Here is a 21,824-nt window from a genome sequence, read left to right as displayed (position 1 = left end):
GGTGAGGGCCGTATTGGCCCTGCTGGTTTTCCAGCCTGTGTCGTATTCACGAAGCGATGATCTTACTGCATTGGTTGTAGAAACTGCTGTAGACGCTCGGATTGTGGCCTATCGAACAGGTCTTTGGGGTGGCCACGTTCTTCAATCAGGCCGTTGTGCATGAAAATGGTCTCGGAAGACACATCACGCGCAAAATTCATTTCGTGGGTGACCAGAATCATGGTGCGGCCTTCCTGGGCCAGCTGGCGAATCACACGCAGCACTTCGCCCACCATTTCCGGGTCCAGCGCCGAAGTCGGTTCGTCAAACAGCAGGACATCCGGGTCCATGGCCAGGGCACGGGCAATGGCCACACGCTGCTGCTGGCCGCCGGACAGCTCGGCCGGGTAAGCATCGCATTTATTGCTCAGGCCTACCTTGCCCAGCAGTTCGCGGGCGTATTCAGCCGCTTCACGGGCCGGGCGGCCTTTGACGTGGATGGGGCCTTCGGTGACGTTTTGCAGTACCGTGCGGTGCGACCACAGATTGAAGTTCTGAAACACCATCCCCAAGCGGGCGCGGACTTGTTCCAGCAGGCGCGGGTTGTCCGTCAGGCAAATGCCCTTGCGATTGCGATGGCTGCGCAAAATGTCATTGCCGATCTGGATTTCGCCCTGATCGGGGACGACCAGGTGGTTAATGCAGCGCAGCAGGGTACTTTTGCCCGAGCCGGAGGCTCCAATAATGGAGAGCACATCGCCCTTGTGAGCTTGCAGGGAAATGCCCTTGAGCACCTCGTTGGTGCCAAAGCGTTTGTGGATGTCGCGTACCTGGACCGCCGCGTTCAGGTCATTGGAATTCACAGCAACGTCCTTGCGGTCAAAGAGAAAGGGGGTAAGGGTTTCATACGGGTGTCATATCCTGGATGCCCGATTCTACCGCTTTCCCCCTGTTTTTTTTGCACAAGCGCTGTATTTTGCTCATAAAAAGCGGCATAAACCGAGTACGCCGCCTTACGAGCTTAGGGATACAGGCCGCGTACCTGACGAGATTCCAGAATGCGGGCGCAACCCACGATAAAGGCAGCGGTACGCAAGGTGACGTTGTGCTCTTTGGCAACTGCCGCCACCGTGGTGTAGGCCGAGCGCATCATCATTTCCAGACGGTTGTTGATCTCGTCCTCGGTCCAGAAGAAGCTGGAGAAGTCCTGGACCCATTCGAAGTAGGACACGGTCACGCCACCGGCGTTGGCTACCACGTCCGGAACAATGATCACGCCCTTGTCGTTCAGGATGTCGTCGGCTTCCGGGGTGGTGGGGCCGTTGGCGCCTTCGATCACAATACGGGCGCGGATGCGGTCGGCATTGTTCTTGTTGATCTGGCCTTCCAGCGCGGCCGGGATCAGCAGATCGGTTTCGATATGCCAGAAGTCTTCGTTGGAAATGGCCTCGGCATTGGGCGCTCCGGCCAGACCTTTGTGCTGTTCCATGTGGTTCAGCAAGGCCAGTACGTCCAGACCGTTGGGGTTGTATACCGTGCCGGTGTGATCCTGTACGGCCAGCACCTTGGCACCGGCTTCCTGGAACAGGCGGGCAGCGGTGCCACCCACGTTACCGAAGCCTTGCACAATGACGCGGGCGCCATTCAGGTCGATACCGGCGTCGCGGGCCGCTTCACAACCCACGGTATACACGCCGCGGCCAGTGGCTTCCACACGGCCCAGGCTACCGCCCAGGGAGACAGGCTTGCCGGTGACCACGCCGGTGCTGGTGCCACCGACATTCATGGAGTAGGTGTCCATCATCCAGGCCATGGTCTGGGCGTTGGTGTTCACGTCCGGGGCTGGAATGTCCTTGTTGGGGCCAATAATCACACCGATTTCGCTGGTGTAGCGGCGGGTGATGCGCTCCAGTTCGGCCTGGGAGTGGTTGCGCGGGTCAATACGAATACCGCCCTTGGCACCGCCAAATGGCAGGTTCACGGCAGCCGATTTGATCGACATCCAGGCAGCCAGAGCCATCACTTCGGACAGGGTGACATCCTGGTGGTAGCGCACGCCGCCCTTGCCTGGGCCACGGGAAGTATTGTGCTGAACGCGGTAGCCCTCGAAGTGGGCCACGGTGCCGTTATCCAGTTCAATGGGTACGTCGACAATCAGCGTGCGCTTGGGGCGCTTGAGTGTTTCAACCCATCGGGACAGTTTGCCCAGATACGGAGTGACTCGCTCCACTTGTTCGAGATAAATACCCCACGGGCCGACGTCGTCGGCGTTCAGGTATGACGGCAAAGCATGGGTGGGACGATCTGTCATGAGCTCCTCGATAAGGTTGGGGAAACGGGATACGAGTACACAGTGAAGACGTGTGATTGCGCACAGACGCAGAACCTGGCAAACACGCTGTGGATGGGCTTAGCGGTGGCCGTGTGCAACAGTTATGCTATCGGAAATGGCCGCTGTTGTGTTTGCAGCGTTTGCGATGGTTTTATCTGGGTGCGTGTGCATTGATGGCTTCTTCTGACTCTTCCCTTTCTGGTCGCTTGGCGCAATTGCGCCAACGTATCGAACAGGCTTGCTTGCAGGCCGGCCGCCCTGCTGATGCGGTGGCTCTTTTACCGGTAAGCAAAACCTTTCCTGTGCCCGTGCTGGCTCAAGCCCTGGATTTGGGCCTGTCGCGAATGGGCGAGAACAAGGTTCAGGAGATTCGAGACAAGCAGGCAGAGCTGGCCGATCGCGCGGTGCAGTGGGTGATGATAGGCCATCTGCAGAGCAATAAGGCTAAAGATATTGCACGCTTAGCCAGCGAAGTACAGTCTTTGGACCGTTTGTCCCTGGCTCAGGCCCTGGATCGACACCTGCAAAACGAGCAGCGTAGCCTGGACGTGCTGATCCAGGTCAAGACCTCGCCCGAGCCCAGCAAATTTGGTTTGGTCCCTGAAGAACTGCCCGCCTTCATGCAGTCCCTGCGTTCGCTCGATACCTTGAAGGTCCGTGGCCTGATGACCATGGCCGTCAATAGCGATGACCCCCAGGCAGTCCGCGCCTGCTTTGCCAGCCTGCGCCAGTGGCGCGATCGTCTGGTGGAGTTGGGCCATGAACAGGTGCAAGGCCTGTCCATGGGCATGAGCGGCGACTTCGAGCTGGCGATTCAGGAAGGCTCCACTGAAGTGCGAGTGGGTTCGGCCCTGTTTGGCGCACGCGATTACAGCTAATCGATATCCGCATCGTTACTAATGCCCTGTGCAGGGCTGTCCGCGCATAATGTCTCTGCGCATCCCGGACGGGATGCTTAAAACTTAAAAAAATAGCGCCAAAAGCGCTGTCTACACGCATGGAGGAGACATCATGCATTGGAAGAACTTTGGAGCCGGTGTGCTGTTGCTAAGCGCCAGCCTGACAGGAACGGCCTTGGCAGCAGACTGGCCCCAGTCTGCCGTCACCTGGGTAGTCCCTTATCCCGCAGGTGGCGGTTCAGATGTGATTGCCCGGCTGGTCGCCAAGCAGCTGGAAAGCAGCCTGGGCCAGACCCTGATTGTGGAAAACAAACCGGGGGCCGCCACCATTATTGGCGCAACCTACGTCAGCAATGCCAAGCCCGATGGCTATACCGTAGGCACGGCTGATTCAGGCACGCTGGCCTTTAACTCCTCTTTGTACAGCAAGCTGCAATACGACCCGGCTGCCTTCACCTATGTGGGCGGTCTGGCCCGCTTCCCCCTGATGCTGGCAGTGCCACAGGAGTCGCCCTATAAAACCGTGGCCGATCTGCTGGAAGCAGCGCGTAAACAACCTGAAAAGCTGACGTCCTCGTCCGCTGGCAGTGGCTCTCCACACCATTTGGCTCTGGAGATGTTCAAGCAGCGCACGGATACCAAGATCGTGCACGTTCCTTACAAGGGAGCTGCACCCGCCATTCAGGATTTGCTGGGCGGCCAGGTGGATATGTCCTTTGTGGATTCCGCCGCAGCGCTATCCAACATCAAGGCCGGCAAACTGCGAGTGCTGGCGGTTGCCACGCCTGAGCGCAGTAGTCTGTTGCCTGATGTGCCAACCATGGCCGAAGCGGGTATTGCCGACTTCTATGCCTATGCCTGGCAAGGTTTGGTGGGCCCACCAAAGATGGACGAAGGCGCCCGTCAACGCTTGAGCCAGGACTTGATGCAGGCCCTGAAAACGCCCGAGCTGGACCAGCGTATTCGCGAGATGGGGGTGGAACCCATGCCCATGACGCCCGATGAATTCCAGGCTTACGCCCAGCGTGAACGCGCTGAATGGGCCACGGTTATCGAGCGTGCGGGCATCCGTATGGATTGACCTTGATGCGGCCCACAGTGGCCGCATAATCAGGCGGCATATTCATCGCCGTAACGTTTCAGGCCGTCCAGGTCCAGCACCTGGACGCCACCATACTTGATCAACAACAGCCCTTCGTTTTCCAGTTGGCGCAGGGCCTGGTTGGCTCGTTGGCGCGACACACGCGCCAGGTAGCCGATCTCTTCCTGGGTAATGTCCAGGCGCAGACCTTTTCCGGGGTAGAGCAGCGGGTTGAACAGCTCTGCCAGACAGCGTGCCACGCGGGCATCGGGGGTAGACAGGCTGTTGTATTCCGCCTTGCCGATAAATTGCGCCACACGTTCATTGAGCTGATGCAGGAGGTAGCGGTTGAAAGCAATGCTCTGGTCCAGCAAATCGTTAAAACTGTGTACGGGCAAGCGGGCCACCTGGCTGTCGCGCAAGGCGACCACATCGTATTTGCGCTCTTCGTTTTTCAGCAAGGAGCCTTCGCCTATCCAGCCACCGGCAGGTACCCCGGTCATGGAAGCGATCTTGCCTTCGGAATTTCCTACCGACACTTTGAGCAAACCCGAGAGCACGCCAATCCACGCGGTGGCGCGTTCTCCCTTGCGTTCGACGATGGCCCCGGCCTCGTATGCGGTGATCAGTGTGTCGCGGCGGACACGCTCTTGCAGCTCGGGTGTCAACAAGCGAAACCAGGCGGCTCGCTCCGATAAAGCATCTACAACATGCATGAGGATTAACCCTCGATAAAGGTCGAATGTCATGTCCGTGACAATCTTCGGGACGGGCAGCCGATAACTTGATTATTAACAGGCTGCAAATAGCTTGAGGGCATAACATCTGCCTTCTGCCGCAATCATAAGCAGCCTCCTGGACCATAACAAGCCGGGAAAATTCGGAGGAGACATGGTTGTGCGGATGGATAAAGAGCAGGTAGCGGGTTTACCCGGCACCTTCCCAGCCTGGATAGAACACCATGCCCAGGTGCGCGGCAACAAAGTTGCCATGCGCGAAAAAGACCTGGGAATCTGGCAGACCTGGACGTGGCAGGAGCTGGCCGAACAGGCCGAGCAACTGGCTGCGGGCCTGGCCGGGCTGGGTGTCAAAGACGGTCAGCACGTCGCGGTGATCGGTGAAAACCGCCCGCGCCTGTACCTGGCCATGATGGCGGCGCAAATGCTGGGCGCTGTGCCCGTGCCTTTGTATCAGGATGCGGTAGCCCAGGAAATGCTGCACGTATTGCTGGATGCCAGCATACGCGTGGCCGTGGTCGAGGACCAGGAGCAGGTCGACAAGCTGCTGGAAGTCTGGGATCAGTGCCCCGATCTGGATGCGCTGATCTATGACGACCCACGCGGTCTGCGCAATTATCAGCAAGAGCAGCTGCAATACATCGAGCAGGTCATGGAGCAGGGCCGCCTGCAATTGGCGCGGGATCCGGACTGTGTGCGACACATCTGGAAGGCTATTACGCCTGACCATGCTGCTGCCATGTTCTACACCTCCGGCACCACCGGCAAGCCCAAGGGGGTGGTGCTGACTCACGGCGCTCTGGTGGATCGTGGCCTGGCCATTCAGGAACTGGAGTCGCTGACCGATGCCGAGGAAGTGCTGGCTTATCTGCCTCCCGCCTGGATCGGGCAGAACATGTTTTCCTACACGCAGTTCCTGGTCACGGGCTTTACGGTGAATCACCCTGAGTCACCTGAAACCGTGTCCATCGACCTGCATGATATTGGCCCGACCTATTACTTTGCGCCTCCCCGCGTGCTGGAAGGCTTGCTCACGCAAGTGACTATCCGCATGGAAGATGCCGGTGCTCTGAAGCGCGCCTTGTACAAGCGTTTCATGTCTCTGGCGCATCGTGTGGGTGTGAAGATTCTGGACAAGCGTCCCGGCGTGGGGATGTGGGATCGCCTGTGCTATGGCCTGGGCAATATCCTGATCTACGGCCCCTTGCGTAATGCCTTGGGCATGAGCCGCGTGCGTGTGGCCTATACCGCTGGTGAAGCCATCGGACCCGATCTGTTCGACTTTTACCGTTCCATTGGCATCAACCTGAAGCAGCTCTATGGCGCTACCGAGACCTCGGTATTCGTCTGCGTCCAGGAAGACGGCCATGTGCGTGCCGACACCGTAGGCCCACCTGTGAAAGGCGTGGAAATTCGTGTGGCCGATAACGGTGAAATTCAGGTGCGCAGCCCCGGCCTGTTCAAGGAGTACTACCGCAACCCCGAGTCCACCGCCGAGTCCTTTACCGAGGACGGCTGGTACCACACGGGTGATGCCGGTTATCTGGACACCGATGGTCAGCTAAAGATCATCGACCGTGCCAAGGACGTGGGCAAACTGGCCGATGGCTCCTTGTTTGCACCCAAGTACATCGAGAACAAGCTCAAGTTTTTCCCCTTCATCAAGGAAGCCGTGGCTTTTGGCGATGGTCAGGAGGAAGTGTGTGCCTTTATCAATATTGATCTGGAAGCCGTGGGTAACTGGGCCGAACGTCGCAACCTGCCCTATGCCGGTTACACCGATCTGGCCGGCAAACCCGAGGTCTATGCCCTGATTCGGGATTGTGTGGCTCAGGTCAATGCTGATCTGGCTAACGACCCCAAGCTGGCCGGATCGCGCATCAGCGCCTTCCTGATTCTGCACAAAGAGCTGGACCCCGATGACGATGAACTGACCCGTACCCGCAAAGTACGTCGCGGCTTTATCGCGCAAAAGTACAAGGTTCTGGTCGACGCCCTGTTCAATGGCCTGGACAGGCAGTTTGTGGAGACAGAAGTGAAGTTTGAGGATGGGCGCAGCGGTCGCATTTCGGCAGACCTGCACATTGAGCGCATGACAGACGCAGCAGCAAGGAGCGCATGATGAGTGAGGCGCAAATGCCGGGCCGTCGCATTGGCCCAGTGGTACTGGATTTGAAGAATATTTCGCTGTCTTTTGGTGGTGTGAAAGCGCTGACCGACATCTCGTTCAACATCCGTGAGCACGAGATCCGCTCCATCATTGGCCCGAACGGCGCAGGCAAAAGCTCCATGCTGAACGTCATCAATGGCGTGTATGCACCACAACAAGGCGAGATTGTCTTGCGCGACCAGAGTTATGCCCGCATGAACTCGCGTCACACCGCCGAGCAGGGCATTGCCCGCACCTTTCAGAACCTGGCTCTGTTCAAGGGCATGAGTGTGCTGGACAACATCATGACCGGCCGCAATCTGCACATGAAAAGCGGGGTGTTTGCCCAGGCTTTCCGACTGGGCGGTGCCGAGCGTGAAGAGATTCGCAACCGTGAATATGTGGAAGGCATCATCGACTTTCTGGAAATCCAGGCCTACCGCAAAACGCCGGTAGGACGCTTGCCTTACGGCCTGCAAAAGCGGGTTGACCTGGGGCGGGCACTGGCGATGCAACCGAGCATTCTGCTACTGGATGAGCCCATGGCGGGCATGAACATCGAAGAAAAGCAGGATATGTGCCGTTTCATTCTGGATGTGAACGAAGAGTACGGCACCACGATTGTTTTGATTGAACACGATATGGGTGTGGTCATGGATATTTCGGACCGTGTGGTGGTCCTGGACTATGGCAAGAAAATTGGTGACGGAGTACCGGACGAAGTACGACAAAATCCGGACGTCATCCGCGCCTATCTTGGCGCTGGCCATTGAGGGGAACGGACATGGCATTTTTTCTTGAAACTTTGCTGGGCGGCCTGATGAGCGGGATGTTGTACGCCCTGGTCGCGCTGGGCTTTGTGCTGATCTTCAAAGCATCGGGTGTCTTTAACTTTGCACAGGGCGCCATGGTGCTGGTGGCCGCGCTGGCCATGGCCCGTCTGTCCCAGTGGATTCCGCAGTTGCTGGGCATGGAGCCGGGCATCCTGGGCAATGTGCTGGCTTTCATTGTCTCGGCCATCTTGATGTTTGTGCTGGCCGTCGTCATTGAGCGCTGGGTGCTGCGCTATCTGGTGAATCAGGAAGGCACAACCTTGCTGATGGCCACGATCGGTATCAGCTATCTGCTCGACGGTCTGGGTCAGATCGTGTTTGGCAGCTCCGTGTATTCCATTGATGTGGGCATGCCCAAAGATCCGGCTTTCATTCTGGAGTCCATGTTTGAAGGCGGCGTGCTGGTCAGCCTGGAAGACTTGAGCTCGGCCGTGGTTGCAGCCTTGCTGGTTGTGGCCCTGGCCATCTTCTTCCAATACACCAGCGTGGGCCGCGCCCTGCGTGCGGTGGCGGACGATCATCAGGCAGCGCAATCCATTGGTATTCCCTTGAACCGTATCTGGGTGGTGGTCTGGACCGTAGCCGGTTTGGTGGCTCTGGTTGCCGGCATTATCTGGGGCTCCAAATACGGGGTGCAGTTCACCTTGTCGACCGCAGCGCTGCGCGCCTTGCCGGTGGTGATTCTGGGTGGTCTGACCTCGGTGCCCGGCGCTATTGTGGGTGGCCTGATTATCGGTGTGGGCGAGAAAGTGTCCGAGGTTTACCTGGGCCCTTATGTAGGTGGCGGCATCGAGATCTGGTTTGCTTATGTGCTGGCCCTGGTGTTCTTGCTGTTCCGACCACAAGGTCTGTTCGGCGAGAAGATTATTGATCGCGTCTGAGGTGGAGTCGATATGATTTACCGCGAAAATGGTCAGTTCAAAAGCAGCTATCGGGCTGACCAGCAGATTTTTCCCATCCGCCAGGATCGCTATGTGGTGTTGGGTTTGTTGCTGGTGGCATTCCTGCTGGTGCCAGCCATGGCATCCAACTACTTCCTGCAAGCTATTCTGATCCCCTTTCTGATCCTGTCTTTGGCAGCGATTGGCCTGAACATTCTGGTGGGCTATTGCGGCCAGATTTCCATCGGTTCGGGTGCTTTCATGGCTGTGGGTGCGTATGCCGCCTGGAACTTTGGTGTCCGTATTCCGGAGCTGCCACTGGTCCTGCAGATCCTGCTGGGCGGCGTGTTCGCCACCTTGGTAGGCGTGGCTTTCGGTATTCCCAGCTTGCGTATCCGTGGCTTGTACCTGGCCGTCACAACCTTGGCCGCACAGTTCTTTGTGGATTGGGCTTTCCTGCGTATTGCTTTCTTCACGAACTACTCGCCTTCGGGCAACGTGTCGGTGCCTGCCTTGAGCGCCTTTGGCTTGCCGGTTCAAACCCCCATGCAGAAGTACCTGTTCGTGCTGATCTTCGTGGTGGTGTTTGCTCTGCTGGCCAAGAATTTGGTGCGTGGTGCGATTGGCCGCCAATGGATGGCTATTCGTGACATGGACGTGGCCGCAGAAGTGATTGGTATTCGTCCGGTCTACGCCAAGCTCACCGCCTTTGCCGTCAGCTCTTTCATCATCGGTGTGGCCGGTGCCTTGTGGGCCTTTGTGCACCTGGGTTCCTGGGAGCCGCTGGCCTTTGACCTGAACCGCTCCTTGCAGTTGCTGTTCATCGTCATCATCGGGGGTCTGGGCTCGATCGTAGGCAGCTTTTTCGGTGCCGCGTTCATGGTCTTGCTGCCCGTGTTCCTGACCAACGTGCCGCACTGGTTTGGTGTGTCCATTGGCGTGGATACAGCCTCGCATATTGAACACATGGTGTTCGGTGCCCTGATCGTATTTTTCTTGATTGTGGAGCCACACGGTTTGGCTCGACTCTGGAGTATTGGTAAGGAAAAGCTGCGCTTGTGGCCCTTCCCCCATTAACAGCAGGTAGGCAGTTCATTACAACAACAGCCCCGCCATCGGGACGGGGTACTTAGACAAATGGTACTTATCGGAGGACCAGGAGATGACAACACGACTGAAACGCGCTGTGCTCGGTTTGAGTGCTTGCGCTGCAATGCTGACCATGAGTACAGCCGCTGTAGCAGCCGAGGAACAGTACATTCCCTTGCTGACCTACCGCACCGGCTCCTTTGCCCCACTGGGTATTCCATGGGCGGACGGCAAGCTGGACTATCTGGCTTTGGTTAATGAACGTGACGGCGGTGTGAATGGCGTCAAGCTGGTATACGAAGAGTGTGAAACAGCGTACGCCACCGACCGTGGCGTGGAGTGCTACGAGCGCATGAAAGGCAAGAACGGGGGCGCTTCGGGTTTTGATACCCAGTCCACGGGCATTACCTTCGCGCTGACTGACAAGGCCTTTGTGGATGGCGTGACCATTGAAACCATGGGCTACGGCCTGTCGCACTCGGCTAACGGTGCGGTATTCGAGTGGAACTTCCCGCTGCTGGGTACCTACTGGACTGCGGCTGACGTCATGATCCAGGACATCGCCAAGCAAGTGGGCGAGGACAAGCTGAAGGACCAGCGCATTGCTCTGGTTTATCACGACTCGCCGTACGGCAAGGAGCCTATCGCCCTGTTGCAAGCACGCGCCAAGGAACAAGGCTTTAAGCTGGATCTGTACCCTGTGACCGCCCCTGGCGTGGAACAGAAATCCACCTGGCTGCAAGTGCGCAAGAACCGTCCTGACTTCGTCCTGCTGTGGAGCGCCGGGATCATGACGCCTACCGCCATCCGTGAAGCTCAGGCTGTGGGTTACCCACGCGACAAGATCTACGGCATCTGGTGGGCAGCTTCCGAGAGCGATGTGGTCGATCTGGGCCAGACCGCCAAGGGCTACAAGGGCATCACCATTCACAACAGTGCTGGGGACGGTCCGGTGCATGACGCTGTGCGCGAGATGCACGCCAAAGGCAAAGGCGCTGAAAACGGTGACAAGTACGTCGGCACGCTGGCTCACACCCGCGGCATGATGATCTCCATGATGCAGGTTGAGGCTATCCGCACCGCACAAGAGAAGTTCGGCAAAGGTCAGCACATGACTCCCGAGCAAGTGCGCTGGGGCTTCGAGAACCTGAATCTGGACGAAGCACGCCTGAAAGAGCTGGGCTTTGAAGGCATCATGCGTCCCGTCAAAACCTCGTGCAACAACCACATGGGTGATGACTGGGCCCGTATTGTGCAGTGGGACGGCAGCAAGTTCGACGTCGTGTCCGACTGGTATCAGTCCGACAAGAAGTTTGTCGATCCTTTAGTCAAGGAAATGTCGGCTAAATACGCCGCCGAGAAGAAAATTACGCCTCGCACCTGCGAAGGCTAAACCCAGGCGCCCAGGGTTCGCCCTGGGCACTGCATTGCGTGGGGAAGATTATGAGTGAGACCGTAGGCCAAGTGGATGAGACGCCCATCTTGTTGGACGTCAATGGCATCGAAGTGATTTACAACCACGTCATTCTGGTGCTCAAGGGCGTGTCCTTGCGTGTGCCAGAGGGGCGGATTGTTGCCTTGCTGGGCGCCAACGGTGCCGGTAAAACCACGACCTTGCGGGCCGTATCGAATTTGCTGCGCGCCGAGCGTGGCGATGTGACCAAAGGCCAGATCCATCTGCGTGGCGAACGTATTGACCAACTGACTCCGGCGGATCTGGTCAAGCGCGGCGTGGTGCAGGTGATGGAAGGGCGCCACTGTTTTGCGCACTTGAGCATTGAAGAGAATCTGCTGACCGGGGCTTATACCCGTACCTTGTCACGCGGCGATTTAAGCGCCGAGCTGGACAAGGTGTACCAGTATTTTCCGCGTCTGAAGCAGCGCCGTACCAGTCAGGCCGGCTATACCTCGGGCGGGGAGCAGCAAATGTGTGCCATTGGCCGTGCCTTGATGGCCGACCCGGGCATGATCTTGCTGGATGAACCCTCCATGGGCCTGGCACCACAGGTGGTGGAAGAAATTTTCGAGATCGTGCGTGACCTGAATCAGCGCGAGCGCGTCAGCTTCTTGCTGGCCGAGCAAAACACCAACGTGGCCCTGAAGTATGCCGACTACGGCTACATCCTGGAAAACGGCCGCGTCATGATGGATGGACCCTCCCAGGCCTTGGCCGAGAACGAAGACGTCAAGGAGTTCTATCTGGGTGTGTCCGGGGGCGAGCGCAAGAGCTTTCGCGACAATAAATTTTATCGACGACGCAAGCGCTGGCTGGCTTAACTCCCAAGGATTTCCAATGTATCAGCAGGGCCTGGCCTGTATTGAAAGCAGCAGGATCAGCACAGGAGCAGGCCACCGATCGGGATGCACACAAGGTGCCGCCCTGACCCCTTTTGACGTTTTTAGTTTTGGGCAGCTTCTGGCTACACGGGGTGTGGTAGCAGAGCTTGGTATCGACACCTGTCTGTCTGCGGACAGAACGTCGGCTGGGCGCGGGAGTGTTTGAATGCCAATTCATCCCACTGGAGGAGAGATGAGCGAATATTACGACGAGCGCGAAACCCTGGAACCGGACGAGCGCGAAGCCGATTTACTGTCCCGTTTGCCGCAGGTCTTGCAAGCGGCCGCGCAAGGGGCCCCTGCGATTGCCAAGCAACTGGGTTCGGTTGATCTGGCCGCCGTGCGCAGCCGCGAGGATCTGCTGGCCATTCCGGTGTTTCGTAAAAGCGAGCTGCTGAAAGCCCAGCTGGAAGCGCGCGAGCAGGCTCGCTCGGGCGGGCCATCGGCTGATTACGCGCAGTCTGTATTCGGGGGCTTTTCCTCCATTGCCTGGGGTGCGGCCCGCAAGGTGTTTGCCTCGCCCGGTCCCATGTACGAGCCAGAAAGCCGTCGCCCGGATTATTGGGGCTTTGCGCGCGCACTGTACGCAGCTGGCTTTCGCCGCGAGGAACTGATTTTCAACTGCTTCTCCTACCATTTCACTCCGGCTGGCTCCATGATGGAGACCGCCGCACATGCCCTGGATTGCACGGTGTTTCCAGGCGGCGTGGGTCAAACCGAACAGCAAGTACAGGCCATGGCCGATTTGCGCCCGCATGGTTATACCGGCACACCCAGTTTTCTGAAGATCATCATGGAAAAAGCCCAGTCCATGCAGATTGCTCTGCCAGGGCTGAGCAAGGCCTTGTTCTCCGGCGAAGCCTATCCGCCTTCCTTGCAAAAGTGGTTCAGCGAGCACGGCGTGGCAGGCTATCAGGCCTACGGCAGTGCTGATCTGGGCATGATTGCCTACGAAACCCAGGCCCGCGAAGGCTTGGTGCTCAATGAAAACCTGATTCTGGAAATTGTGCGTCCTGGTACAGGCCAGCCGGTTGCACCGGGCGAAGTGGGCGAGGTGGTCGTGACCTCCTTTAACCCCGACTATCCGCTGGTGCGGTTTGGCACAGGCGACTTGTCTGCTGTCATGCCCGGCCAGTCTCCTTGTGGTCGTACCAACCAGCGTATTCGCGGCTGGATGGGGCGTGCTGACCAGACGACCAAGGTGCGCGGCATGTTTGTGCATCCGGGGCAGGTGGAGCAGATTCGTCTGCGTCACAAGGAACTGGGCCAGGCGCGCTTGGTGGTGCGTGGTGCCAGCGGCCAGGATCAGATGGTGTTCCAAGTTGAAGTCTCCGCCAAGCCTGAGGGCTTGGAAAGCGCTTTGGCCGACTCGATTCGTGAAATTACCAAATTGCGTGCTCAGGTGGAGTTCATGGAGCCAGGAGCCTTGCCTCGGGATGGTAAAGTCATCGAGGACCAACGCAGCTACGATTAATTAGCCATGTAGATATGCACACAAGTAGCAGTCGGGCTGCGGTACTATGCTGGAAAATAGTCAATACCTATATCTTTGAGGAGAGCCCGATGCGCTTTGTGCCAGTTTCTGCTGTAGTCCTGGCCTTGATGGCCAGCATGCCTGCTGCCCAGGCCGACACCCTGGACAACGTCAAACAGCGCGGTCACGTGCTGTGTGGTGTGACCACCGGATTTGCCGGTTTTTCTGCCCCTGATGACAAGGGCACGTGGACGGGGCTGGATATCGACGTGTGTCGCTCGGTAGCCGCCGCCACCCTGGGCGACGCCAGCAAATTCAAGGCTGTGCCCTTGAACTCGCAGCAGCGCTTTACGGCTCTGCAGTCCGGTGAGATTGATCTGTTGGCTCGTAACACCACCGTGACCCAGCAGCGTGACACCGCTGTCGGTGCGATCCACGCCGGTATCAACTTCTACGACGGTCAGGGCTTTTTGGTGTCCAAGAAACTGGGCGTATCCAGCGCCAAGGAATTGAACGGTGCCACGGTTTGTATGCAGACTGGCACGTCTAACGAAAACACCATGGCTGACTGGGCGCGTGCCAACAAGGTTGAATACAAGCCTGTAGTGATCGAGCAGTTCAACGAAGTGGTTAACGCTTTCGTGGCTGGCCGCTGTGATGTGTTCTCTACCGACGCTTCCGGTCTGGCGTCGATCCGTATCTCCAAAATGGAGAACCCGGACGACTACCTGGTGTTGCCTGAAATCATTTCCAAAGAGCCGCTGGGCCCATTCGTCCGTCAGGGTGATGATGCCTGGCTGAACATTGTGAAATGGTCCATTCAGGCCAGCTTCAACGCCGAAGAGCTGGGTGTGACCGCTGCCAACGTGGACGAGAAGCTCAAGAGCAACAACCCCAATATCCAGCGTTTGCTGGGCGTGACTCCCGGTGCCGGTAAAAACCTGGGCCTGGACGAAAAATGGGCTTACAACATCATCAAGCAAGTTGGTAACTACGGTGAGTCCTTCGAGCGCAACGTGGGTAAAGGTAGCCCGTTGCAAATCGAACGTGGCCTGAACGCCTTGTGGATCGACGGTGGCCTGATCTACGGTCTGCCTATTCGTTAATTCTTTCGGGATTTGCGATATGCAAAAAGCAGCTCTCTTTGAGAGCTGCTTTTTTATTGACTGTTTGATCTGGGGGAGATGACGTTGATATGTTTTTTGCCTCGCCCGGCGATATGGGCTGCCCTGAACTCTCGGTGTAGGTATCACCGTGTATTGGAACACGGCGATAGATAGGCTGCTTAACTGCAACGCACGGTTCTCGGTTTATCCCCATATGGTTAGCCGTATGGGGCAAACAGAGAGACTTAGCTCTTGCGCCGCAATACAAGCGAAATCTTGGCAAAGGCCACTTGCAGATCCTGTGTGGCACCCTGAAAAATCACAGGGCGGCCACGCCGGGTAAAGCAGATCAGGCGCTTTGAGTTGAATAGAGGTACAAATTTGGCAAAGTGAATATCCTGCCATTGCACCTCCCGTTTCATGATCCAGTTCTGGCGTATGCCATTCTGGTCAATCGTGGTGACGCCGTGCCACATGTGCCAGGCAATCAGAATCAGGCCGGTAAACAGCAGGACCAGGCAGCCCGCCAGGACGGGGCTGATGGTGGCCCCTTGTGGGGAGCTGGCCACCAGCGCGAAACGCACGCCGATCAGGGCCAGCACAATCCAGGCGCTGGCTGCTACCCATTTGGGCCAGGAACGGCCTTGAATGGGAAGCGAGCCCAGATCCTTCAACATGGCATCAATTTCCTCTTTCGAGGGAGCTTGGCTCATCAGCACGCGGCGGCCCCTTGCTTGCGGGCGGCCAGAGCGTTACCGGCGTTGCTGGCCGATTTACGCTTCAAATGAGCCGAAATCCATTGTCCCGTGTCTACCACGGCGTTCAGATCAATGCCGGTTTCAATATCCAGGCCTTGCATCAGGAACAGAACGTCTTCAGTGGCGACGTTGCCGGTTGCCCCCTTGGCGTAGGGGCAGCCGCCCAGACCGGCTACGGAGCTGTGAAAAATATGGATGCCAGCTTGCATGGAAGCAACGATATTGGCGATGGCCTGGCCGTAGGTATCGTGGAAGTGGCCGGACACATGAGCCGGGTCAATGTGCTCGGTTACCATGCGCATGACGTCATACACCTGGCGGGCCGTGCCTACGCCGATGGTGTCGGCCACGTCGATCTCGTCACAGCCCAGTTCGATCAGGCGTTTGCCCACTTTCAGCACATTGGAGGGAGCCACAGCGCCTTCATAGGGACAGCCGAAAGAACAGCTGATGGAGCCGCGCAGACGCAAACCGGCTTCTTTGGCAGCCTGGGCAACCGGGGCAAAGCGCTCCAGCGATTCTTCGATGCTGCAATTGATATTGCGCTGGGAAAATGCCTCACTGGCGGCGGCAAAGATCACCACTTCGTCAGCCTTGGCGGCCAGGGCACCTTCAAAACCACGCATATTGGGTGTCAGAACCGAATAAATCGTACCGGGACGTCGGTCGATAGCAGCCATTACATCTGCGCCGTCCGCCATTTGCGGCACCCATTTGGGCGAGACAAAGGACGCGGCTTCCACGTTCACAAAACCGGCGTGGGACAAGCGGTTGACCAGTTCGACCTTGATGTCGGTGGGGATGAATTCTTTTTCGTTCTGCAGGCCGTCCCGAGGACCGACCTCCACAATCTTGACGCGCGATGGGTATGACATGAAGTTTCCTGAAGGGGTAGATGGCTGGGGCTGGAAGGCCCTTACGTAATCGTCATGATACCTCTTGAAGGCCAGGGCTGGCGTCCTAGGAACTGCCCTATAGTCTTTAAGGTTTCAAGCGTTGAAAGCGTCCGTCTGCCAGGGGCTCGATGCAGCCTGCCAGCTCCAGTTCAGCCAGAACGGCGGGCAGTTCGGTCGCCAGCAGGCCTGTGCGCCGCATCAGCTGTTCGGGGCTGAGGGGCGCAAAGTCAATGCGCTCCAGAATAGGGCGTAATTCCTCGGGCAAGGCTTCATAAGGATTGGGTTTTGAACCAGTTTGTGGAGCCGTATCCAGATTGAAGTCGCCTTGCACATTGCCCAGTTCGTCCAGAATATCCTGGGCGCTTTCCACCAGTTTGGCACCTTGGCGTATCAAGGCATGGCAGCCGCGAGCCAAAGGGGAGTGAATGGAGCCGGGAATGGCAAAAACTTCTCGACCTAATTCTCCGGCCAAACGAGCCGTGATCAGGGAGCCACTTTGTTTGGCCGCTTCAACCACCAGTACGCCTTTGGCCAAGGCAGCCACAATGCGATTACGGCGTGGGAAGTGATGGGGCATGGCCCGGGTGCCCAAAGGAAACTCGCTCAGCAAGAGACCGTGAGCGCTGATCTGATGAGCCAGATCGCGGTGTGCTGCCGGGTAGACCAGGTCCAGCCCCGTCCCCATCACGGCAATAGTGCCTGCGGCAGAAGGGCCGACTTTTAACGCCCCTTTGTGTGCCGCCTGGTCGATGCCGCTGGCCAGGCCGCTGATAATGCACCAACCCCTGGCTGCCAGAGTAGCTGCAAAATCTGTCGCGATTTCCTGGCCGGATTGGGTGGCATTGCGGGCGCCTACAATAGCCAGTCCTTTGCGTTGCAAGGCTCCCAGATCGCCGTTGGCATACAACAGCAAAGGTGGGTCGTGCAGGTCCAGCAAGGAGGCGGGATAGGTGGGGTCAGCCAGCGTCACGATATGGTGATTGGCTTGCTTGAGCCATGCCACCGCTTGATCAATCTGCGCCTGCAGCTCGTCCAGTGGTTCCTGGCTTAATTGCACAGCCAGTTCGGCCGGAATATGACGTGACAGGGTTTGAACCGAGCTTTGATAGATTTGCGGTGGCAGTCCACAGGCAGCCAGCAATTGCCGGGCCTGGGCGGGCGCAAGCTCTGGCTCCAGCGACAGGCGCAACCAGGCACGCAATTCTTCCGAGATTTCATCCGAGCTAAAATGATCAGGCATAAGGTAGTGTGGCACGAAACCGATCTTTGTTCTGTGTGGCCCGGACGTTTGTATCCAGTGTGACTGCCGCTTTGGGGGCTAGGGCTTCATATGCTGCCGGGGCAATCGGGTGCCGCCCTGAAACTTGTTTTATTATATCGACTTATCGCTTTTTCTTCGGACATGACAATGGCTTTGCTTCCTATCCTTAAATTTCCTGACCCACGTCTGCACACGGTTGCCAAACCCGTGCAGGAGGTCGACGACCGTATTCGCAAACTGGTCAAGGATATGGCCGAGACCATGTATGACGCGCCCGGCGTAGGGCTGGCCGCGACGCAGGTTGACGTGCACGAGCGCGTGGTGGTCATTGACGTATCGGAAAGCGGCAATGAATTGCTGGTGCTGATCAACCCTGAGATCACCTGGAAAAGCGAAGAGCTGAAGGTCTACGAAGAAGGCTGCCTGTCTGTACCTGATACCTACGACAAGGTTGAGCGCGCCGCCAATATTCGCTTCAAGGCCCAGAATGAAAAAGGCGAGTGGTACGAGAAAGAAGCCGATGGCCTGCTGGCCGTGTGTGTTCAGCATGAACTGGACCACCTGGATGGCAAGGTATTTGTGGAGTACCTGTCCGTGCTCAAGCGTGAGCGTATCCGCAGCCGTCTGCGCAAGCAGCAGCGTGAAGCACTGAAGGCAGGGCAATAGTCGCCATGCGTATTGTTTTTGCCGGTACCCCGGATTTTGCCCGTATCGCCCTGGAAGCCCTGTTAGCGCAGGGCTTTGATGTTCCTTTGGTCATGACGCAGCCAGACCGTCCAGCTGGCCGTGGCATGAAGCTCAGTCCCAGCCCGGTCAAGCAAGCCGCTGTGAACGCTAATATCCCGGTGCTGCAGCCGCACAGCTTGCGTCTGGATGGCAAGTATCCCGAGGAAGCAGCCCAGGCCCGCCAGACCTTGCTGGATTTACAGCCGGATCTGATGGTGGTGGCAGCCTACGGTCTGATTTTGCCCAAGTGGACTTTGGAGCTGCCGCGCTATGGTTGCTTCAATATTCATGCCAGCCTCCTGCCTCGTTGGCGCGGTGCGGCACCGATCCAGCGTGCGATTCAGGCGGGTGATGCGGCCACGGGCATTACCATCATGCAGATGGATGAAGGCCTGGATACCGGCGATATGCTGGTGCGCAGCGAGCTGGCGATTCGTGATGATCACAGTGCCGCAACCCTGCATGACGATTTGGCGCAGCTAGGTGCACAGGCCTTGCTGGAAGCCTTGCAGCAAGTGCGTGATGGCACCTTGCAGGCGACTCCCCAGCCAGAAGAAGGCGTGACCTACGCCGAGAAACTGTCCAAGGCTGAATCGGTGCTGGATTTAGGCCAACCGGCCAAGGAGCTGGAGCGCCGTATTCGCGCGTTTGACCCAGTGCCTGGCTCCACCCTGTCCCTGCCCGGTTTGGAGCAGCCCGTGAAGGTTTGGCGCGCTCAGGCGCTAGAGCAGAAGCATTCAGCAGAACCTGGTCAGGTTCTGAACGTCAGTGCCCAAGGCATTGACGTGGCTTGCGGTGAAGGTGTGTTGCGTTTGCTGGAGCTGCAAAAAGCCGGTTCCAAGCGTCAGCCCGTCGCCGTCTTTGTGCAGGGCTGGCAGTCTCGCTAAGCCTTGCCACCTGGACTCAGGCGCCAGACCTGTTCTGGCGCCGCCACTCCAGAGTCCCAATCACAATGCCGCTGGTACATACCACGGCAATCCCGATCCAGGTAAAGACATCCGGGAACTGACCCCAGATCAGCCATCCCAGCGCGGCTGCGGCCACAATTTGCAGATACACAAATGGGGCCAGCAAAGACGCCGAGGCGCGTTGATAGGCCTGGATTTGCAGCAGGTGGCCCAGACAACCCCACAGTCCGGTCGAAATCAGAATCAACCATTGGAAAAAGCTCAGCTCTTTTAAGGCAGGCAGGGCGGCGGGCAGTAAAAAGGGTAAGGCAATGGTCAGGCAGATGCTGCCGACTGCACCGCTCCAGATCAGGGTGGTCAGCGAATTGTCCACGGCCACGCGACGTGTTGCGATAAATTGCGTGGCGAACAGACAGGCGGTCATCAAGCCAAACAGCACCCCTATTGGGTGCAGGCCAGCGGTAGGCCGGATGATGATCAGCACGCCCAGAAAGCCGACTCCGGCAGCTACCCAGCGACTGATGCGCGGTGGCTCTTTCAGAATCCAGGGGGCAACAGACAGCACCAGCAAAGGGGCCAGAAAGTTGATGGAGGTGGCTTCGGCTTGAGGCAGATAGCTCAAGGCGTTGAAAAACGAGAAGGTGGACAGCATCATCACTGTGCCACGCAAAATTTGTGCTTTGGGGCGGGAGCTGCGCAGGATCTTGCGGCCCTTGACCGGCAAGACCAGCGCCAGCACTAATCCCAGATGGATGACGTAGCGAAACCAGCACATCACCAGCAGGGGCACGCCAAAGCCCATGATCCATTTGCCGCTGGCATCCAGACCCGACAGGGCCCAGGAAGACAGAATCAGAATGAGCACCCCCGCCAAGGGAAAGACCGTGGGTGTCAGGGTCTGGGGCAAGGAGGAGGACTGGGGTGTGCTCATGACAGGCTCCTGACGAAAAGCACAAGGACGGCCGGATGGCCGTCCTGGAAGGAACGTAAATCTTACTGGATTAGCGTTTGCGCAGGGGTAATACCCGTTCGATTGCTGAACCTACTGCCAGCAGATGTTCGTCGTGGTAGGCAGGAGCTGCCACCATCAGGCCCACAGGGGCTTCATCAGCGGCATGGCAAGGCAGCGACAGGGCGCAGCCGTCCAGGAAGTTGATCAGGGTGGGGTTGCGCAGGACCAGACCGTTGGTGGCGAAGTAGACGTCGTCCGATTCTTTTAGATCGGCAATGCGGGGCGCGACAACGGGCACGGTTGGCATCAGGACGGCGTCGTAGCGTTCCAGACGGCTTTCCACCGCACTGATCCAGGCCTGGCGGGTGTCTTGCAGTTCGATGTAGTCGGCGCAGTCGATGTCCTTGCCGCGCAGGATGCGGGAGGCCACGCGTGGGTCATATTGCTCGCCCTTGCTTTGCAGGGTGTCGCGGTGCACGGACCAGGCTTCGGCGCAGACAAAGCCGCCTTTGCGGTTGATTTGCGGCAGTTGGTCAAACTCGGGCAAGTTGATTTCCTCAACCACAGCACCTTGCTCACGCAGCAGGGCGATGGCGCGGTCAAAAGCAGCACGCACGGTTTCATCAATGCCGTCAAAGACAAAGGTCTTGGGCACGGCCAGACGCAAGGTGTCCAGGGCAGGCGTTGCCACGGGCACGTAAGGCTGGTCGGTCAGGATGGAGTCCACAATGGCGCAACACTCTACCGAGGCAGCCAGAGGGCCATTGGAGTCCAGGCTGCGCGACAAAGGCATGGTGCCTTCGCTGGGAACGCGCTCGGCGGTGGGTTTGAAACCGGTCAGGCCGTTAAAGGCCGAAGGGATACGGATGGAGCCGCCCGTGTCGGTACCAATGGAGAAAACCGACATGCCTTGAGCGACGGCCACACCGGCGCCGGAGGACGAACCCCCCGGGATGCGGGCATTGTCACGGTCCCAAACGGAACGAGGCGTACCGTAGTGGGGGTTGATGCCCAGACCGGAGAAGGCAAACTCGGTCATATTGGTGGAGCCGATCAGAATGGCACCGGCGCGCAGCAGGCGCTCCACAATGGTGGCGTTCTGTTCGGCCGGTTCGGCGTCTTTCAGTACAGCCGACCCACCCAGAGTGATGTAGCCTGCGATGTCATGCAGGTTCTTGACCGACATGGGCAGACCTTCAACCAGCGAGCGGCTCAAACCGGCAGCGCGCAAAATGTCGGAGGCTTTGGCGGCGGCCAGAGCCTGTTCAGCAAACACTTCGATGAACGTGGCAGCGCCGTCACGGCTTTCGTCCTGGATACGGTCCAGGGCTTGCTGGGTCAGTTCGACCGAGGTGGTTTCGCCACGATCAAGAGCACGTTGCAGTTCGGTAATAGTCGCTAGCATGGGTCACTCGCAAAATAAATG

Annotated in this window: 20 protein-coding genes; 12 read left to right on the top strand and 8 right to left on the bottom strand. The window is 58.0% G+C overall.

Going from position 1 to position 21,824, the window contains the following annotated elements; genetic code table 11:
* Positions 1-62: 62 nt before the first annotated feature.
* Positions 63-842: an ABC transporter ATP-binding protein gene (locus KOE80_RS15685; RefSeq protein WP_226349479.1), complete on the bottom strand. Its 780-nt coding sequence runs from the start codon at positions 840-842 to the stop codon at positions 63-65.
* A gap of 158 nt (positions 843-1,000) precedes the next feature.
* Positions 1,001-2,290 carry a Glu/Leu/Phe/Val family dehydrogenase gene (locus tag KOE80_RS15680; RefSeq protein WP_035268560.1) on the bottom strand — a complete coding sequence of 430 codons (1,290 nt, stop codon included), beginning with the start codon at positions 2,288-2,290 and terminating at the stop codon, positions 1,001-1,003.
* Positions 2,291-2,484: 194 nt separating this feature from the next.
* Here KOE80_RS15680 and KOE80_RS15675 point away from each other — a divergent pair, with 194 nt between their 5' ends.
* Complete coding sequence (locus KOE80_RS15675) at positions 2,485-3,189, top strand: YggS family pyridoxal phosphate-dependent enzyme (protein WP_226349478.1); 705 nt, start codon at positions 2,485-2,487, stop codon at positions 3,187-3,189.
* A gap of 133 nt (positions 3,190-3,322) precedes the next feature.
* A complete protein-coding gene (locus tag KOE80_RS15670) occupies positions 3,323-4,291 on the top strand; it encodes a Bug family tripartite tricarboxylate transporter substrate binding protein (protein ID WP_009460137.1) in 969 nt (322 codons plus the stop codon).
* A gap of 29 nt (positions 4,292-4,320) precedes the next feature.
* Here the strand turns inward: KOE80_RS15670 and KOE80_RS15665 are convergent, their stop codons facing one another.
* Positions 4,321-5,007 carry a Crp/Fnr family transcriptional regulator gene (locus KOE80_RS15665; protein WP_009460136.1) on the bottom strand — a complete coding sequence of 229 codons (687 nt, stop codon included), beginning with the start codon at positions 5,005-5,007 and terminating at the stop codon, positions 4,321-4,323.
* 175 nt (positions 5,008-5,182) lie between these two features.
* On the opposite strand from KOE80_RS15665, the gene KOE80_RS15660 reads away from it, so the two are divergent.
* The 8 genes from KOE80_RS15660 to KOE80_RS15625 all read left to right on the top strand — a co-directional run bounded on the left by KOE80_RS15660 (position 5,183) and on the right by KOE80_RS15625 (position 14,897).
* Positions 5,183-7,150 (top strand): AMP-dependent synthetase/ligase, encoded by a 1,968-nt coding sequence (locus KOE80_RS15660; RefSeq protein ID WP_137431042.1) that lies wholly within the window; start codon positions 5,183-5,185, stop codon positions 7,148-7,150.
* A 14-nt stretch (positions 7,151-7,164) separates the two neighbouring features.
* Positions 7,165-7,950: an ABC transporter ATP-binding protein gene (locus KOE80_RS15655; RefSeq protein WP_009460135.1), complete on the top strand. Its 786-nt coding sequence runs from the start codon at positions 7,165-7,167 to the stop codon at positions 7,948-7,950.
* Between the two features lie 11 nt (positions 7,951-7,961).
* A complete protein-coding gene (locus KOE80_RS15650; RefSeq protein ID WP_009460134.1) occupies positions 7,962-8,891 on the top strand; it encodes a branched-chain amino acid ABC transporter permease in 930 nt (309 codons plus the stop codon).
* Between the two features lie 12 nt (positions 8,892-8,903).
* The gene (locus tag KOE80_RS15645) at positions 8,904-9,968 is read left to right on the top strand and encodes a branched-chain amino acid ABC transporter permease (RefSeq protein WP_009460133.1); all 1,065 of its coding nucleotides are present in this window, start codon (positions 8,904-8,906) and stop codon (positions 9,966-9,968) included.
* 136 nt (positions 9,969-10,104) lie between these two features.
* On the top strand, positions 10,105-11,373 hold the full coding sequence (locus tag KOE80_RS15640) for an ABC transporter substrate-binding protein (RefSeq protein ID WP_009460132.1): 1,269 nt from the start codon (positions 10,105-10,107) through the stop codon (positions 11,371-11,373).
* A gap of 50 nt (positions 11,374-11,423) precedes the next feature.
* Entirely contained in the window at positions 11,424-12,257 is an 834-nt protein-coding gene (locus tag KOE80_RS15635; RefSeq protein WP_035268554.1) for an ABC transporter ATP-binding protein, read from the top strand.
* Between the two features lie 253 nt (positions 12,258-12,510).
* Positions 12,511-13,791 (top strand): phenylacetate--CoA ligase family protein, encoded by a 1,281-nt coding sequence (locus tag KOE80_RS15630; RefSeq protein WP_226349477.1) that lies wholly within the window; start codon positions 12,511-12,513, stop codon positions 13,789-13,791.
* Between the two features lie 89 nt (positions 13,792-13,880).
* On the top strand, positions 13,881-14,897 hold the full coding sequence (locus tag KOE80_RS15625) for an amino acid ABC transporter substrate-binding protein (protein ID WP_021447094.1): 1,017 nt from the start codon (positions 13,881-13,883) through the stop codon (positions 14,895-14,897).
* Between the two features lie 245 nt (positions 14,898-15,142).
* Here the strand turns inward: KOE80_RS15625 and KOE80_RS15620 are convergent, their stop codons facing one another.
* From KOE80_RS15620 to dprA, 3 genes are all read right to left on the bottom strand, one after another.
* Positions 15,143-15,610: a hypothetical protein gene (locus KOE80_RS15620; protein ID WP_137431040.1), complete on the bottom strand. Its 468-nt coding sequence runs from the start codon at positions 15,608-15,610 to the stop codon at positions 15,143-15,145.
* On the bottom strand, positions 15,610-16,530 hold the full coding sequence (locus KOE80_RS15615; protein WP_009460129.1) for a hydroxymethylglutaryl-CoA lyase: 921 nt from the start codon (positions 16,528-16,530) through the stop codon (positions 15,610-15,612). The genes KOE80_RS15620 and KOE80_RS15615 overlap by 1 nt, the downstream gene beginning before the upstream one ends.
* Before the next feature lie 106 nt (positions 16,531-16,636).
* The gene (dprA, locus tag KOE80_RS15610) at positions 16,637-17,791 is read right to left on the bottom strand and encodes a DNA-processing protein DprA (RefSeq protein ID WP_226349476.1); all 1,155 of its coding nucleotides are present in this window, start codon (positions 17,789-17,791) and stop codon (positions 16,637-16,639) included.
* Positions 17,792-17,959: 168 nt separating this feature from the next.
* On the opposite strand from dprA, the gene def reads away from it, so the two are divergent.
* A complete protein-coding gene (gene def / locus KOE80_RS15605; RefSeq protein ID WP_009460127.1) occupies positions 17,960-18,478 on the top strand; it encodes a peptide deformylase in 519 nt (172 codons plus the stop codon).
* Positions 18,479-18,483: 5 nt separating this feature from the next.
* On the top strand, positions 18,484-19,425 hold the full coding sequence (fmt, locus tag KOE80_RS15600; protein ID WP_083055268.1) for a methionyl-tRNA formyltransferase: 942 nt from the start codon (positions 18,484-18,486) through the stop codon (positions 19,423-19,425).
* 16 nt (positions 19,426-19,441) lie between these two features.
* Here fmt and KOE80_RS15595 read toward each other — a convergent pair whose 3' ends face one another.
* Entirely contained in the window at positions 19,442-20,377 is a 936-nt protein-coding gene (locus tag KOE80_RS15595; protein ID WP_060186528.1) for a DMT family transporter, read from the bottom strand.
* A gap of 70 nt (positions 20,378-20,447) precedes the next feature.
* A complete protein-coding gene (locus KOE80_RS15590; RefSeq protein WP_042484585.1) occupies positions 20,448-21,803 on the bottom strand; it encodes an amidase in 1,356 nt (451 codons plus the stop codon).
* Positions 21,804-21,824 lie beyond the last annotated feature (21 nt).

Source organism: Alcaligenes sp. 13f (genome assembly GCF_020496585.1).
Lineage (GTDB): Bacteria > Pseudomonadota > Gammaproteobacteria > Burkholderiales > Burkholderiaceae_B > Alcaligenes > Alcaligenes phenolicus.
Note: the sequence above shows the minus strand (reverse complement) of the source record. Positions and strands in the feature narration are given on the sequence as shown.

Coding starts and splice junctions, on each gene's coding strand:
- KOE80_RS15640 (WP_009460132.1), top strand. CDS start 10,105: ATGCTGACCATGAGTACAGCCGCTGTAGCAGCCGAGGAACAGTACATT.
- KOE80_RS15590 (WP_042484585.1), bottom strand. CDS start 21,803: ATGCTAGCGACTATTACCGAACTGCAACGTGCTCTTGATCGTGGCGAA.
- KOE80_RS15630 (WP_226349477.1), top strand. CDS start 12,511: ATGAGCGAATATTACGACGAGCGCGAAACCCTGGAACCGGACGAGCGC.
- fmt (WP_083055268.1), top strand. CDS start 18,484: ATGCGTATTGTTTTTGCCGGTACCCCGGATTTTGCCCGTATCGCCCTG.
- KOE80_RS15665 (WP_009460136.1), bottom strand. CDS start 5,007: ATGCATGTTGTAGATGCTTTATCGGAGCGAGCCGCCTGGTTTCGCTTG.
- KOE80_RS15680 (WP_035268560.1), bottom strand. CDS start 2,290: ATGACAGATCGTCCCACCCATGCTTTGCCGTCATACCTGAACGCCGAC.
- KOE80_RS15625 (WP_021447094.1), top strand. CDS start 13,881: ATGCGCTTTGTGCCAGTTTCTGCTGTAGTCCTGGCCTTGATGGCCAGC.
- KOE80_RS15655 (WP_009460135.1), top strand. CDS start 7,165: ATGCCGGGCCGTCGCATTGGCCCAGTGGTACTGGATTTGAAGAATATT.
- KOE80_RS15615 (WP_009460129.1), bottom strand. CDS start 16,530: ATGTCATACCCATCGCGCGTCAAGATTGTGGAGGTCGGTCCTCGGGAC.
- KOE80_RS15675 (WP_226349478.1), top strand. CDS start 2,485: ATGGCTTCTTCTGACTCTTCCCTTTCTGGTCGCTTGGCGCAATTGCGC.
- KOE80_RS15670 (WP_009460137.1), top strand. CDS start 3,323: ATGCATTGGAAGAACTTTGGAGCCGGTGTGCTGTTGCTAAGCGCCAGC.
- dprA (WP_226349476.1), bottom strand. CDS start 17,791: ATGCCTGATCATTTTAGCTCGGATGAAATCTCGGAAGAATTGCGTGCC.
- KOE80_RS15620 (WP_137431040.1), bottom strand. CDS start 15,610: ATGAGCCAAGCTCCCTCGAAAGAGGAAATTGATGCCATGTTGAAGGAT.
- KOE80_RS15645 (WP_009460133.1), top strand. CDS start 8,904: ATGATTTACCGCGAAAATGGTCAGTTCAAAAGCAGCTATCGGGCTGAC.
- KOE80_RS15650 (WP_009460134.1), top strand. CDS start 7,962: ATGGCATTTTTTCTTGAAACTTTGCTGGGCGGCCTGATGAGCGGGATG.
- KOE80_RS15660 (WP_137431042.1), top strand. CDS start 5,183: ATGGTTGTGCGGATGGATAAAGAGCAGGTAGCGGGTTTACCCGGCACC.
- KOE80_RS15595 (WP_060186528.1), bottom strand. CDS start 20,377: ATGAGCACACCCCAGTCCTCCTCCTTGCCCCAGACCCTGACACCCACG.
- KOE80_RS15635 (WP_035268554.1), top strand. CDS start 11,424: ATGAGTGAGACCGTAGGCCAAGTGGATGAGACGCCCATCTTGTTGGAC.
- def (WP_009460127.1), top strand. CDS start 17,960: ATGGCTTTGCTTCCTATCCTTAAATTTCCTGACCCACGTCTGCACACG.